This window comes from Mangrovibacillus cuniculi (assembly GCF_015482585.1).
GTDB classification, from domain to species: Bacteria; Bacillota; Bacilli; order Bacillales; family R1DC41; genus Mangrovibacillus; species Mangrovibacillus cuniculi.
Window position 1 is genome coordinate 1,561,050 of record NZ_CP049742.1, and the last position, 14,806, is coordinate 1,575,855.

Annotated in this window: 15 protein-coding genes; 2 read left to right on the top strand and 13 right to left on the bottom strand. The window is 37.5% G+C overall.

What is annotated here, in order from left to right:
* Nucleotides 1-98: 98 nt before the first annotated feature.
* Nucleotides 99-992, bottom strand: coding sequence for a deoxyribonuclease IV (locus G8O30_RS07990; RefSeq protein ID WP_239674441.1), 894 nt, complete (start codon nt 990-992; stop codon nt 99-101).
* 27 nt (nt 993-1,019) lie between these two features.
* A complete protein-coding gene (locus G8O30_RS07995; RefSeq protein WP_239674442.1) occupies nt 1,020-2,336 on the bottom strand; it encodes a DEAD/DEAH box helicase in 1,317 nt (438 codons plus the stop codon).
* Nucleotides 2,337-2,532: 196 nt separating this feature from the next.
* Here G8O30_RS07995 and G8O30_RS08000 point away from each other — a divergent pair, with 196 nt between their 5' ends.
* Both G8O30_RS08000 and G8O30_RS08005 read left to right on the top strand, forming a co-directional pair.
* Nucleotides 2,533-3,171 carry a YqfQ family protein gene (locus G8O30_RS08000; RefSeq protein ID WP_239674443.1) on the top strand — a complete coding sequence of 213 codons (639 nt, stop codon included), beginning with the start codon at nt 2,533-2,535 and terminating at the stop codon, nt 3,169-3,171.
* Nucleotides 3,172-3,291: 120 nt separating this feature from the next.
* A complete protein-coding gene (locus G8O30_RS08005) occupies nt 3,292-4,251 on the top strand; it encodes a 4-hydroxy-3-methylbut-2-enyl diphosphate reductase (RefSeq protein ID WP_239674444.1) in 960 nt (319 codons plus the stop codon).
* An 88-nt stretch (nt 4,252-4,339) separates the two neighbouring features.
* On the opposite strand, the gene G8O30_RS08010 is transcribed toward G8O30_RS08005, so the two are convergent.
* The 11 genes from G8O30_RS08010 to ccpN all read right to left on the bottom strand — a co-directional run bounded on the left by G8O30_RS08010 (nt 4,340) and on the right by ccpN (nt 14,759).
* Complete coding sequence (locus G8O30_RS08010) at nt 4,340-5,458, bottom strand: Nif3-like dinuclear metal center hexameric protein (RefSeq protein WP_239674445.1); 1,119 nt, start codon at nt 5,456-5,458, stop codon at nt 4,340-4,342.
* Nucleotides 5,455-6,153 (bottom strand): tRNA (adenine(22)-N(1))-methyltransferase, encoded by a 699-nt coding sequence (locus G8O30_RS08015; protein WP_239674446.1) that lies wholly within the window; start codon nt 6,151-6,153, stop codon nt 5,455-5,457. Before G8O30_RS08015 ends, G8O30_RS08010 begins: the two co-directional genes overlap by 4 nt.
* Nucleotides 6,154-6,337: 184 nt before the next feature.
* Nucleotides 6,338-6,697, bottom strand: a complete 360-nt coding sequence (cccA, locus tag G8O30_RS08020) for a cytochrome c550 (protein ID WP_239674447.1) — start codon at nt 6,695-6,697, stop codon at nt 6,338-6,340.
* 211 nt (nt 6,698-6,908) lie between these two features.
* Nucleotides 6,909-8,039, bottom strand: coding sequence for an acyl-CoA dehydrogenase family protein (locus G8O30_RS08025; protein ID WP_239674448.1), 1,131 nt, complete (start codon nt 8,037-8,039; stop codon nt 6,909-6,911).
* A gap of 72 nt (nt 8,040-8,111) precedes the next feature.
* Nucleotides 8,112-8,669: a hypothetical protein gene (locus G8O30_RS08030; RefSeq protein ID WP_239671577.1), complete on the bottom strand. Its 558-nt coding sequence runs from the start codon at nt 8,667-8,669 to the stop codon at nt 8,112-8,114.
* A gap of 207 nt (nt 8,670-8,876) precedes the next feature.
* The gene (gene rpoD, locus G8O30_RS08035; protein WP_239671578.1) at nt 8,877-10,007 is read right to left on the bottom strand and encodes an RNA polymerase sigma factor RpoD; all 1,131 of its coding nucleotides are present in this window, start codon (nt 10,005-10,007) and stop codon (nt 8,877-8,879) included.
* Between the two features lie 45 nt (nt 10,008-10,052).
* Entirely contained in the window at nt 10,053-11,861 is a 1,809-nt protein-coding gene (dnaG, locus tag G8O30_RS08040; protein ID WP_239671579.1) for a DNA primase, read from the bottom strand.
* A 39-nt stretch (nt 11,862-11,900) separates the two neighbouring features.
* Nucleotides 11,901-12,338 carry a YaiI/YqxD family protein gene (locus G8O30_RS08045; protein ID WP_239671580.1) on the bottom strand — a complete coding sequence of 146 codons (438 nt, stop codon included), beginning with the start codon at nt 12,336-12,338 and terminating at the stop codon, nt 11,901-11,903.
* 450 nt (nt 12,339-12,788) lie between these two features.
* On the bottom strand, nt 12,789-13,025 hold the full coding sequence (locus G8O30_RS08050) for a hypothetical protein (RefSeq protein ID WP_239671581.1): 237 nt from the start codon (nt 13,023-13,025) through the stop codon (nt 12,789-12,791).
* Between the two features lie 257 nt (nt 13,026-13,282).
* Entirely contained in the window at nt 13,283-14,098 is an 816-nt protein-coding gene (locus tag G8O30_RS08055; protein WP_239671582.1) for a pyruvate, water dikinase regulatory protein, read from the bottom strand.
* A 25-nt stretch (nt 14,099-14,123) separates the two neighbouring features.
* Entirely contained in the window at nt 14,124-14,759 is a 636-nt protein-coding gene (gene ccpN / locus G8O30_RS08060) for a transcriptional regulator CcpN (protein ID WP_275576473.1), read from the bottom strand.
* Between the last annotated feature and the right edge of the window lie 47 nt (nt 14,760-14,806).

Genomic DNA, 14,806 nt, shown 5'->3' on the forward strand with positions numbered 1-14,806 from the left:
TTAAATTCAGACCACATCACGTGGTCCTTCTTTAGTTGTTACTGTTTACGAAATAAAAGAGCGCATATAATATTTAGCGCTCTTTTACTTTATTCCTCTTATTGAGCTAAAATGTCTTTTAAAACCTCTGAATTAAAGGAACCTGACTTAATCATTTCAATCTCAAATTTATAAGGAGGTTTTTTATCTTTCTTATCTTCACCCACATAAGGCGTCTCTAAGATTTTTGGAATATCTTTAAACACGTCATGGTAGATGACACGATGAAGAGCATCAAATCCTATATGACCAAAGCCGATATTTTCATGACGGTCTTTTTTTGCTCCCATAGGATTCTTACTGTCATTGACATGCACTACTTTAATTCGGTCTAACCCTACAATTCGATCAAACTCACTTAAGACTCCATCTAAATCATTCACTAAATCATAGCCAGCATCGTGAACATGGCAAGTGTCAAAACAAACAGATAGCTTTTCATTGTGTGTAACTCCATCGATGATTTGCGCAATCTGTTCAAACGTTTTACCACATTCTGATCCTTTTCCCGCCATTGTTTCTAGTGCGATTTGAACTGGCTCGTCTTTTGTCAGCACTTCATTCAGGCCTTCAATTATTCTTTTAATTCCAACCTCTTCTCCCGCTCCTACATGCGCGCCTGGATGCAAGACAATTTGACTTGCTCCAAGTGCATGGGTACGTTCCATTTCAGAACGAAGGAATTGAACTCCTAATTCATACGTTGCTGGATTCGTCGTATTGGCAATATTAATAATATAAGGTGCATGAACAACAATATCTTGAATACCGTGCTCTTTCATGTGTGCTAGTCCTGCTGCAATATTCAAGTCTTCGATCGCTTTTCGTCTAGTATTTTGAGGCGCTCCAGTATAAATCATAAAAGTAGACGAACCATAAGACACCGCTTCTTCCGATGCAGCCAGTAACATTTTTTTCCCGCTCATGGATACATGCGAACCTATTTTGACCATCGTAGCATCTCCTCTCTGGATCATTACTTATTTATTATTTCTGCGTTTAATCTTTCTTTCACGCTTTTTAATCTTGTCCATTTCCCACTTCATTTTACGTTTGTAACCAGGCTTTACTGCTTTAGGCTTTCTTACAAGAGATTTTGCTTTTGCATCAATATCATCATCTTGCTTTTCACCTTTACGTAATTCACGTCGTTTTCGGTCTTGTTTATCCACAATCTCACCTTTTGATAAATCTTTAGAATCGAAAGTAATACCCATCTTTTCTAATCGCACTAATGCATCTTCATCCGATGGAGTAAATATTGTAGCAGCAATACCAGAAAGTCCAGCACGCCCAGTTCTTCCTACTCGGTGAACATAGAAGTCAAGATCTGTTGGGATTTCATAGTTAATTACATGACTTACCCCTTCTATGTCAATTCCACGCGCAGCTAAGTCCGTTGCCACTATATAACGGAACTCTAGGGCATGCACTTGTTTCATCATTTTTTTACGTTCACGAGGAGACAGATCTCCATGGATTCTTCCGACTTTTAAACCTTTTTCTGTTAGCTTATTCGCCACTTCATCCGCCATAGCTTTCGTGTTTGTAAAAACGATTGCTAGGTAAGGATTGAAAGCTTTTAATAAGCCGGCCAACACATCAACTTTTTCTCTACTCTTTTTAGGGACTAAGTAATGTGTAATGTTCATAGCAGAAACTTGTTGAGGTTGCACTTGTTGATAGTCTGGGTTCTCCATATATTTCTTTAAGAATGGCTTTAGCTTTTCTGGAATCGTAGCGGAGAAAACTAATATTTGAAGCGTAGTAGGCATTTTACCAGCTACGTTATCTACATCTACCAAGAAACCCATGTCTAGCATAAGATCCGCTTCATCTACTACAAGAGTTTGTGCTGTATGAACAAACAGCGCTTGTTCACGCACTAAGTCGTTAATACGTCCTGGCGTACCAATCACAATGTGCGGTTGTGTTTTTAACTTTTCGATTGCGCGTTGCTTGTCTGTTCCACCAACAAAACACTTGATATTAATCTCATCTTCAGAGCTTTCAGCAATCGTCAATGCTTCTTTATAAATCTGTTGAGCTAATTCACGTGTAGGTGCAGTTATAACTGCTTGTACTTCTTTCTTTTCCGTGATTAGCCTTTCAAAGATTGGTAAAAGAAATGCATGTGTTTTCCCTGTACCTGTTTGGGATTGTCCTATCACAGACTTTCCTTTTAAAGCTGTTGGGATAATTTTTTCTTGGATCTCCGTAGGTTGTTTAAACCCTTTTTTTGTAATGGCATCCATTATGAAAGGTTTTAGCGAGTATGCGTTAAAAGTTCCATTCATAGGTATTGCCTCCTTTATATTAAATTTAAATATTGTTATATCATGACGTCCACATCAACAACTCTTAATTATACCTCCATTTGTCGAATCTTGCTACTATAACATACAACTGATTTATACAAACCAATCTGGTTGTCTTGCATAGAATATATGGAAATCCATATAAATGTACGAATAGAGAGGAGGATATAAAGACATGCCACCTAGAAACAACTTTAGAGGAATGAACAGAATGTCCGGTGGTTCCCCTTTTTCTGGTCCTAGACAACCTAGTATGGGAAGAGGACCTCGTTCCGCCGGACTTGCTGGCTCTTCACAAAGAACTAGTAGAGGTCTAGGTGCTTCAACTGGTTCAAAAGGTGCTGGCGGCTCGTCGGGTGGAATTTTAAGTAAACTGTTTTCCCGTGGTAATTCCACTGGTGGAGCAGCTGCCAAAGCAGCAACTTCTGGTTTTCAACGAAGTGGAGCAGCTGCAGGAGGATCTGTCTTAAAAAGTGTAGCCAATACAGGTAATATTCAATCATTCTTAACCAACACACAACAAATGATTAAAACTGCTCAATCCGTTACACCAATGATTCAACAATACGGTCCAATCGTCAAGAACCTTCCTGCGATGTGGAAATTATATCGAGGCTTGTCTGCTGATACAGACGCAACAGAGGCTGTAGAAGAAACAGCAGCAGTGGAAACGGTAGCAACAGAAGATGTAGTTGCATCAACAGAGGAAAATTCGGAAACAACCGAAGAAACAAGTGAGTCAATCCAAACAAAAACAAAGAAAAAAAGAAAGCCAACAACTTCTTCAAATGATGGACCTAAATTATATATTTAAGTTTCAATGACTAGGTGTATTTACTTATTGAATACACCTTTTTACATAGTCTTCTTTTGTCAGATGAGAGAATCTTTATTATAATAGATACAGAGAAAGTAAAGACCAAGGAGGCATTTCATGAACGTCAAAAAAATATCACCTCGTGGATACTGCTATGGAGTTGTAGATGCGATGGTTATAGCGAGAAATGCAGCATTAGATAAAACATTACCAAGACCAATCTATATCTTAGGGATGATTGTTCACAATAAACATGTAACAGAGGCTTTTGAAGAAGAAGGCATTATTACTTTAGATGGTGAAAATCGAAAAGAAATACTAGAACAAGTGGACTCTGGTACTGTGATCTTCACTGCGCATGGTATTTCTCCAGAAGTAAGAGAACTTGCCAAACAAAAAGGACTCGTAACATTAGATGCAACTTGCCCAGACGTTACAAGAACACATGAATTAATCGAGCAAAAAGTGGCAGATGGCTATGACGTTATTTATATTGGTAAAAAAGGACATCCAGAGCCTGAAGGAGCCGTTGGAGTAGCACCTGACAGTGTTCATCTAGTTGAAACAGTACAAGATGTTGAAGAACTATCATTTACAAACGAGAAAATCATTGTGACAAACCAAACGACAATGAGCCAATGGGACGTTGCAGACATTATGGAGATCGTGGAACAGAAATACCCACATACGGAAAAACATAAGGAAATTTGCTTAGCTACTCAAGTACGTCAAGAAGCTGTTGCAGAGCAAGCTGGAGAAGCAGATGTACTAATAGTAGTTGGAGATCCGAAGAGTAATAACTCCAATCGACTAGCGCAAGTTTCTCAAGAAATTGCTGGTACTCCTGCTTATCGAATCTCTGATATTTCAGAATTAGAATTAGACTGGATTAAAGATGCAACTACAGTCGCTGTAACTGCTGGCGCCTCAACTCCGACTCCAATTGTAAAGGAAGTAATGACTTTCATTGATCAATATGATCCGAAAGACGAAAGCACTTGGACACGAGAAAAGAAAGTACCACTAAATAAAATACTTCCTAAAGTAAAAGTTCCTAAGCAGCCTGTAAAGGAATAAAAGAAATAGGCTTAGACAAAAAAAGGTACATCCGTTTTTTTCGAAATGTACCTTTTTTTGCTTTATCCCATTCTCTTATTACTTACTATTATCTTACTCGAAACGGATTCGTGTTAACGGTAGATGCTATGCACTCCACATCCCACTTCTCCATTTTAAACAGCTCGTTCATCTTCTTTGCTAAACCTTCTACCATTACCCACTCGATATAATGACCAGCATCAATTACGTTTAGGCCCATTTCTTCCGCATATTGTGCACTATGATAGTCAATATCTCCAGTCACATACACGTCTGCTCCTGCTCGCTTAGCATAGGAGAAATAACTTCTTCCACTTCCACCTAAAACAGCTACTTTGTTCACCACTGTTTCTCTCTTTCCGACCACTTGAACAGACTCCACAGGTAAATTCTCTTTCACAACTTGTAGGAAGTCCTCCAGTGTCTTAGATGTAGTAAGGCGCCCTACTCTTCCTAATCCCTGCACTTCCCCTTGTTGTTCTAACTTCCAAACATCATAAGCAACTTCTTCGTAAGGATGAACTTTCTTCATCGCTTTAATAACAGAAGACAACCTAACTTCCTCTACGATTGTCGAAACTACTTCTTCCTCTACTTCTTCATGTTGATCAAGGTTTCCTATGGTAGGAGATGCATTTCCAACCGGTCTAAATCTTCCGGTTCCATCAACGGAAAAAGAGGTAAAATCATAGTCTCCTTGCTTCCCTGCACCAGCCTGTCCAATTGCTTCTCTTATGTCCTGCGCATGTGTTTTCGGTACATATACTTGTAACTTATACATAGTCTGTTGGATGGTAGGTACCAAGACGTTTGTATCTTGTAAACCAAGTTTTTCTACTAATAAATCATTTACTCCACCATTCGCCACATCTAGATTCGTATGGGCAGCATACACAGCAATGTTATGTGTTAATAGCTTTTGAATAATTTTACCTTTAGGTGTGTCTGTTAGTATAGCACCTAGCTTTACAAAAAGAGGTGGATGGTGAGCAATGATAACATTTACTCCTTGCTTAATAGCTTCATCAACCACTTCTTCTGTCACATCTAACGTGGTCATTACTTTATTCACTTTATGAGAAAGAGATCCAACTTGAAGACCTATTGGATCTCCTTGTTCTGCTAATCTTTTTGGAGAAAATTGCTCAAAAAGTTGAATTATCTCATGCCCATTAGGCGTTTTCATCCAATAACCTCCTCAATCCAATTCAGTTGGGTTGTCACTTCCGACTTCTTCTCTATCACCTGATCAGAGACTTGTGCTTGATTTAACGATTGTAATACTTGCACTAAATGCTTCTTCTCAGAATTCCACTTCTCCATGAAAACAGGTGATTTATCCCTCATAAGATGAGGGCCAAAAAACAATTCCATTTCCGTGTAATCTGTACATTGACTCCGTTTTTCCGCAACGATCACCTCATACGTTTTATGGTCTTCTCTGAGGATACTTTCATCCATAATGGAGTATTGATGGTCTACTAGCCATTTACGTAAGTTGTACTCCCCTACGTTTGGTTGCAGAACTAAACGTTCTTTTCCTGTTAATTTATCTAACCCATCAGTTAAAATAGAGGAAATTAATTGTCCTCCCATCCCAGCAATCGTTATGCATGTTGCTTCACCTTTATTTATCACTTCTAGACCGCTTCCAAAGCGTACATCTATCTGATTGGTTAAACCAGCTTGTCTTACTTCTCTTTTTGCTGATTCAAATGGTCCCTTCACTACTTCCCCAGCTATCGCTGTTTTGATATTACGATGCAAAATAGCAAAGCATGGAAGATATGCATGATCAGAGCCGATGTCTGCTAAAACAGCGTCTTCTGGTACATAATTCACTACAGTTTCTAATCTTTTTGATAATTGGTCTCTATTCATATATGTCATCCTCATCTTTTTCTTATCCATTATAAAACTAGAGAAATTATGCTGGATTGTCAAATGTAAATGAGGTAATTCAACTCTTACAAATAAACATATCCGAGCAGATTTCTCTCGAAAAGTAGCTATCAAGAAACAAACAAAAAAAGCTAACGAAAAGTCATTCGTTAGCTTTTTTCGATTATTCTAAAGTTAAGATCCATTCTGTCATGGCATCTAAATTTTCTTCTGGAACTAGACCAGCAGGCATTTGCCCCTGTCCATTTTGAAGAATGTCTTTAATTTTCTCAGCCGATAGTTCTGTTCCTGCTAAAGCTGGACCGAATCCACCTTCGTAGTTTCCACCGTGACATGAAGCACAGTTACTAGCATAAAACGTAGCAGGATCAAATTCTTCTGTTGATGCTTGTTCTTCGCCGCCGCCTTCATGTTCAGCAGCAATTTCTTCCGCATCTCCTAACCCCTTGATTGATAGGAAAAACATTGTACCAATTCCTAAAATGGCAATCAATAAGAAAGGAACTAATGGGTTTCTATTCATGAAAAAGCCTCCCTTATGTAAAATCCCTCGTACGCATCTGTAAACGCGTACATCTTTGTCCAACAACGAATGGCAACTTTTATTTTACTGTATTATCGTCGATAGGAAAAGAGGAAATAAGAGAATTTTGCCAGAAAGCTGCTTATTGACATGTTTTATATTAAGGAAATTATTTATTATCAAACTACTTACTCTATTAAGAGTGTTTCTATTACAATCCGTAGGACCTTGCGATAACCATTCTTTGGACCTCGGAAGTTCCCTCGCCAATTTCTAAAAGCTTTGCGTCTCTCCACATTCTCTCTACTTCATATTCCTTCATATACCCATTTCCGCCGTGAATTTGAATCGCTTCATCACAAACATCTACGGACATTTCACTTGCATACAATTTAGCCATTGCTGCTTCTCTCTTATAAGGTCTACCTTGGTCTTTTAGCCAAGCTGCCTTATAGACCATCGTTCTAGCAACTTCAATTTGCATAGCCATATCTGCTAATTTAAACTTTATTGCCTGAAATGATCCGATGGAAGTACCAAACTGCGTTCTTTGTTTAGCGTAATCTAGGGCTCTTCTAAATGCTCCTTCTGCTAATCCAACACCAAGCGCAGCTATTCCAATTCTCCCACCATCTAACGTGTGTAAAAATTGTTTAAAGCCTTCCCCTCTTTTCCCTAATAAGGCATCTTCTCCAACTCTAACATCTTCTAAGTAAATTTCCGTTGTATTGGATGAATGCAGACCTAGTTTTTCATATGGAGTCGTAATGGTGACACCTTTTGCATTTGTAGGAATGATAAAAGCACTAATCCCTTCTTCCCCTTCAATCTTAGCTGTGATAGTAATGAATTTAGCGAATGAAGCATTTGTTATATAACATTTTGAACCCGTTATCGAGAATTCTCCATTATTCCATACTGCTGTCGTTTTTGTTGCACCAGCATCTGAACCAGCACCAGGTTCTGTTAATCCAAAAGCTCCAAGTGACTCACCTCTACACAAAGGCATTAAAAACTTCTCTTTTTGTATTTCTGTACCAAATGCAGCAATTGGCGCAGCACCTAATGAAACGTGGGCACTATAACCCAATGCTGTCGAACCACACGCTGTTGCTAATTCTTCAACCACTATAGCAAAGCTGGTCGTATCAGCATCAGAACCCCCATACTCCTCTGCAAAGGGCAAGCCTAATAAACCTAATTCACCAAGTGACCTAAATAAGGATTGAGGAAATTCGCCACTTCTATCCCTATCCACTGCTGTAGGTGCAACTTTTTCTTGAACGAATTGACGTATCATTTCTTGAATCATCTGTTGTTCTTTTGTTAACTCAAAGTTCATCCTTAATCCCCCTCTATACTGTATACGCTTACAATACAATGTATGGAGAAAGGGAAAACTCCATGATTAAAACTAAAAGAAGGTAGCGAATGGAATAAAAAAGTTAACTCCCATCAGAACAATAGCAATGATCCCTAACATTGTAAAAAGAAGAAATTTCTTTTTTCTCCCTAACCATAACCAAAGTGTTCCAGTAAGAAATATTAATACCGATAATAAACTTGATGGTAAAGAAGTTTCGACAATTATGTTGGTACAAAGTAAAAAGAAAATGAGAGTACTGAACAGCAAATAAATATGAGATTCCCAATACTTCTTTGTATATATTTTGGAAACACCAAAGAGAGCACCGACAAAAAATGTCAAAATAGTCGTTTGCAAAAGAAAGTGCAATTCAGTAAAATATAGAACAAATAAGGACATCAAAAGCGTACTGATACATATAAAAGCTGGTAAGTAAAAAGAAGTGTTAGCTAAAAGCAACGGTTTCGTTCTTTTAACCTTTCCTGTACCTTCTCCCTCACTATATAAAGTGAGTAAGTATTGACAATACTTTTCCGGTAGCATTTGATGCTCTTGCCAGTAACGTATTTCATTTATTATTAGATGTTTTTTATCTTTGTTAGTCATGTAATCACCCTATCTACATTTACAGCTTACACATTATATCGGCATGTATGGAATATTTTGCAACGCTTATTTCATGGAACAGTTGATACTCCTTTCTTTTCAGGACACTTTGTGTTGCAGGCACTTCATTGTTAATTTGAAGGAAAACAAAAAGAGCTACCTCTAGAGAAAAACCCTTTTCTCCAAAGATAGCTAAAGTAGAACATTCTATTCTAAAAAGTCTTTTAGACGTTTACTTCTAGATGGATGTCTTAGCTTACGTAAAGCTTTGGCCTCAATTTGACGAATACGCTCACGTGTTACACCAAATACTTTACCAACTTCTTCTAACGTTCTTGTTCTTCCATCGTCAAGCCCAAAACGTAGTCGAAGTACGTTCTCCTCACGATCAGTAAGAGTGTCTAAAACGTCTTCTAGTTGCTCTTTTAACAGCTCATAAGCAGCATGTTCAGAAGGTGAAGTCGCTTCTTGGTCTTCTATAAAATCACCCAAGTGTGAATCATCTTCTTCACCAATTGGCGTTTCAAGAGAAACTGGTTCTTGAGCAATTTTTAGAATTTCTCTTACCTTTTCTGGTGTTAAATCCATTTCTTCTCCTATTTCTTCTGGAGAAGGTTCACGGCCAAGATCCTGTAATAGTTGACGTTGAACACGGATTAGTTTATTGATGGTTTCTACCATATGAACAGGAATACGAATTGTACGAGCTTGGTCTGCTATCGCACGTGTAATTGCCTGACGAATCCACCAAGTAGCATACGTACTAAATTTAAACCCTTTACGGTAATCAAATTTTTCAACAGCTTTGATTAAGCCCATGTTTCCTTCTTGAATTAAATCTAAGAATAACATACCACGACCAACATAGCGTTTCGCGATACTTACAACTAGACGTAAGTTAGCTTCAGCAAGTCTACGCTTCGCTTCCTCATCACCTTGTTCAATTCGAAGGGCAAGATCAATTTCTTCTTCTGCTGAAAGGAGGTCAACACGCCCAATCTCTTTTAAATACATGCGTACAGGATCGTTAATTTTTACTCCAGGAGGAACACTCAAGTCATTTAAATCAAATTCCTCTTCTCCGTCCGCAGCTTTTAATTCACTTCGTGCTGGAGTGGATGCATCACTCTCTGCTACTACGTCTATTCCTTGATCAGCTAACGCCTCATAGAATTCATCCATTTGATCGGAGTCTAATTCAAAATTAGCTAATTTCTCTGTAATTGCCTCATACGTGATTTCTCCACGCTTTTTACCTGCTTCGATGATTTGTTCTTTCACTTGATCTACAGTTAATTCAGTTTCTACTTCTTTGGAACGAGCTGATTTTTCAGCCATATGTCCCCTCCTTCCAAACTTTACAAACACCCTAGTAATGCTATCTTAACTACGACGGAGCACATTAATTTCTTGATTAATTCTTGCAGCTTTAAGATAATCTTTAACTCGCTCCGCTGCCTTTAGTTGTTCTTGTTTTTCTTTAATCGCTAGTACATTAATATGCTTCTTTAATACTTTGACGTAATCAAGAATTTCTTGATCTGTTACTTCGTATTCATCATCCATAGACATCTTAATATCTACAATAATCTTACGCAGCTCTGGATCTGTTAACATGTCAATAAAAGACAAGCCACTATCTTCCTCTTGATCATAAAAAGCATATAAATACGTTACTATTGCTTCATGCTCATCTATATAAAAAGTCACTCCGTCTAAATAACGGTGAACCTTTGAAGCCATTTCACTATCTTTTAACATACAACCAATTAATTTACGTTCTGCATTAATATGTGCAGGCATTAGTGATTTTACTGGCAAACGTACTGGAGTATGCATAGTAGATGGACTATTTTTCTGTTTTTGTTTATTATCTGGATTACTTTTCCTTACCTTCTCTACTTGTCCTATTAGTGTATCCATCTGTATGTTAAATTCATCTGACAAGGATTTAACATATAACTCTTGTTCGACAGGACTTTCGATGTGCGATATTTCTCCTATCATCTTTTCGATATAGGTAAGCCGATCTCCTTCTTCTTGGAGGTTTTTACCTTGACGATAAAAATAAGACAGAAAGGACATTCGCGTAAGGCTTGATTGGATAACTTCTACTCTAAATTTTTCCCCACCATACTTTTTTATATAGTCATCAGGGTCCATTCGATCTGGCATTAGAGCAATTTTCACTTGAAATCCACTTTGTATTAATGCAACAGATGCTCTGTTCGCAGCCTCCATACCAGCTTTGTCGGAATCAAAGCAAATGACTACTTTGTCTGTAATACGCTTTAGGCTTTGAATGTGTTGTGGAGTTAGGGATGTTCCCATTGTCCCAACACTATTTTTGACATCCGCTGTAGTAGCAGATATAACATCTGCGAATCCTTCAAAAAGCACCACTTCGTCTTTTTGCCTAATAAACGTCCTCGCTTTGTGAAAATGATATAATACCGTACTTTTATGGAAAATAGGTGTTTCTGGACTATTTAAATACTTTGGCTGTTCATCCGGTTGTATAGCACGACCAGAAAAAGCAACTGTTCGTCCTTTTTCATCTTCTAAAGGAAACATTATTCGATTTCTAAAGCGGTCGAAATACGAATTAGAATCTTCTTTTTTTATTATTAAACCACTGCTTTCCATTTCTTTAAGAGAAAATCCTCTTTTTTCAAGAAACTTAACAGTAAAATCCCAACTAGGTAAAGAGTACCCTATTTGAAACTCGTCAATCGTCTGACGTGTAAAACCTCTCTCTAACAGATACTCCAGCGCTTCTTGACCTTCTTTTGTATTTACCAGTAAATGATGGTAAAATTTACGTAGTAATTCATGCGCTTGAATCATTCGATGTTCTGGGGACTCTAAACGGTCTGAGTTAGTATTTTCATTTGTATGAATATCTAACTGCACATCTGTTTTATCGGCTATTTTGGAAATTGCTTCTACGAAAGAATAGCCTTCTATATCCATGATAAAGGTAAAAACATTTCCTCCTGCACCACATCCAAAGCAATGAAATATTTGCTTGTCTTCCGATACAGAAAACGATGGTGTACTCTCCCCATGAAAAGGACAAAGTCCAAAGTGATTGCGACCTTGTTTCTTTAATTGGACATATTCGCCAATTACATCAACAATATTCGTTTTTGAACGAATGAGTTCAATGGTTTCTTTTGGTATTTTTTCCATCGGACGTCTTTGTCACCCACTTATTCATAACTAGTCATATTAATTTTGATTGTTTAAAAGACGGTCTAAAGACTGAATAAATCGGTCTTTGTCTTCTTGTGTGAATTTTTTTGGTCCTTTTCCATAATTACCTTTTCGTCTTTCTTTGGCTGAATAGTATCTCATGGTAAGTGCCGTATCAATAGTTTCTTCTGTGTATACTTTTCCCGTAGGAGCAATGACGTAAACACGTTTAGCCAAAAGGAGACTAGCTAGCCCAATATCATGTGTAACAGCGATATCACGAGGTTTACAACGATTTAATAGATATAAATCCGCTGAATCTTGCCCTGGGTCCACATAAATCCATTTCCCAAAAGTTGGGGACGTTCTCATATGATCATAGGAAGCGATAAAATATACTTCTATAGATCGTCTCTGAGCTATTTGTGTAATTTCTTGAACTACCGGACAAGCATCTGCATCAACCCAAATCATTGGTCCTCCTCAACGTTATTCTACATAAAAAAGCAAATCCCTTCTAATTTTATCGGTTTTTTATAGAAAAGAAATGTTTTTGTCGAATTTTTTTGTTTACGGTACTCTTGACATGAACTCTTAAATAGTTTATTCCTTATTTGTCTAGTCTAAACCTCTTAGAACTATTTTTATCACAATTTTTTATTATAGTATAGGAATGTGCATTTGACTACATTTTTTCGATAATTTATGTAATATTGATTATAGTTAAGACACTTCGCAATAATTTACATATATTTACTCTTTCTGGCTAGAAAGGGATGTTCACTCCAATCCCTAAAGATAGATACGGATAAAGCATTCATTCTGTATTACTATTGTACTTAGGCTAAATAAACTCATCCAAGCTCCGGTCACCTAACATAAAACAGGTACATTCTCTAGAATGTACCTGTTTTCCTTCCTTACTTAGAACTTTTCCCAGCAATGACGTCGACGTCTACCGTTATGGTTATCGTCGTCATTCGCACCTGCAACTAAATCACCAAGACAGCGATTAACAGCACGACAGAAGTCATCACCATCGATATAAGCGTTCACCTTTACTTTAAAATCTCTCTGATTATCACGAGCACCAGCTACATCATCTCCGTTTCTACGGCCATTCATTACACCACGTACTTGTCCATTTCTACAACAACCCATTTTAAAACCTCCAATATATTTTTTTGTCTTACGATGACAGTATATGAAGAGGGTAACTCGTCGATTGGGTTGATTTAATAGTTTCTATCAAAATGTGCGGATACTCTAGTATATATAACTTAAAATACTAGATGGTCATTAACGAAATCATATGGAGACTCATCTAAGAGCAAGCCACATCACGTGGCTAACGATGAGTTGTTACTGGTCACGTAACAAAAAAACAGTTCTTTGGAGAAAATCTCCAAAGAACTGTTTTATCTATGTTGGTGAAGTTGTTGATAACGCTGAAGAATTAAGTTAGCAGTTTCTTCTACTGCTTTATTCGTCACGTCTATTAATTGACAATCTAGTTTATCAGCAATTGTTTTAAAGTATTCCATTTCTTCGTTAATTCGCTTAATTGTTGCATAACTAGCAGAATCACTTAAACCAAGTGCACGAAGACGTTCTCGTCGAATATCGTTTAACTTTTCTGGTTGAATCATTAAACCAAAGCATTTTTCTTTTGGTAAACTAAACAACTGTTCCGGAGGGTCTACTTCTGGCACTATTGGTACATTTGCTACTTTCAGCCTTTTCAATGCAAGATATTGTGATAATGGCGTTTTGGATGTTCTTGAAACACCAATTAAAACAATGTCCGCTTTTGCAAGTCCTCTAGGATCACGACCATCATCGTACTTTACTGCAAATTCAATTGCTTCTACCTTTTTAAAGTAATCATCATCCAATCTGTGTACCATACCTGGTTCACACAATGGCTCTGTGTTAAACAATTTACTAAACCCATCCATTAATGGCCCCATTATGTCATACGCTAGGACATTTTCTTCTTGAGCTCTTTTCGTTAAATATGCTCTCATTTCGGGTTTTACTAACGTAAATGCAATCATAGACGTATGTAGTTTTGCTAAAGATAACACGTCTTCAATATGATCAAAATCCTCTACGTAAGCATATCGCTTAATATCCACTAATGGTGTTGGGAACTGACTTATAGCAGCTTTCGTTACAAGTTCGGCTGTTTCACCGACAGAATCTGATACAACATAAATAGTAGGTTCTTGCATTATTCGTTCATCCCTTGTCCCCTATTTAATCTTCTAATGCTAAAGAGACAAATGCTCTTGTGATGTTCGTTTTTGTAATTCTCCCGACAACTTCCATCCCTGTTTCAGTTTGACGGACGACTGGTACTGCATCAATCTGCTTTTCAATTAATATTTGCGCTATGTCCAAAAGTCGATCTTCTTTTGTACAGACACTAATATTAGGCATTCTAGTCATAATAATATTCACTGGAATACTTGAGAGTTCTTGTTTCCCGATACTTGCGCGAAGTAAGTCTTTTCTGGAAAGCACTCCTACCAAATGCGTATTTTCGTCTATGACAAAAAGTGTTCCAACGTCTTCTAAGAACATTGTAACGATGGCATCATATACAGATACATTTTCTTGAACAACTACAGGCACAGATTGATAATCTCTCACGACGATCTTCTTCAAGTTTTCTGTTAGTAGTTGTGACCCTGTTTTACCAGTGAAAAAGTATCCAACTCTTGGTCTAGCATCTAAATAACCTGCCATTGTTAAGATTGCTAAATCCGGGCGTAATGTAGCTCGTGTTAGATTTAGCTGCTCGGCAATGTTTTCACCCGTTATGGGGCCATTTTCTTTTACGATCTGTAAAATTCTCTCTTGGCGCTGATTTAGTTCTATTGGAACCACCACCCTACATAATTGCTTCTTAATTCTATTATAAACGACAGTACACTTTT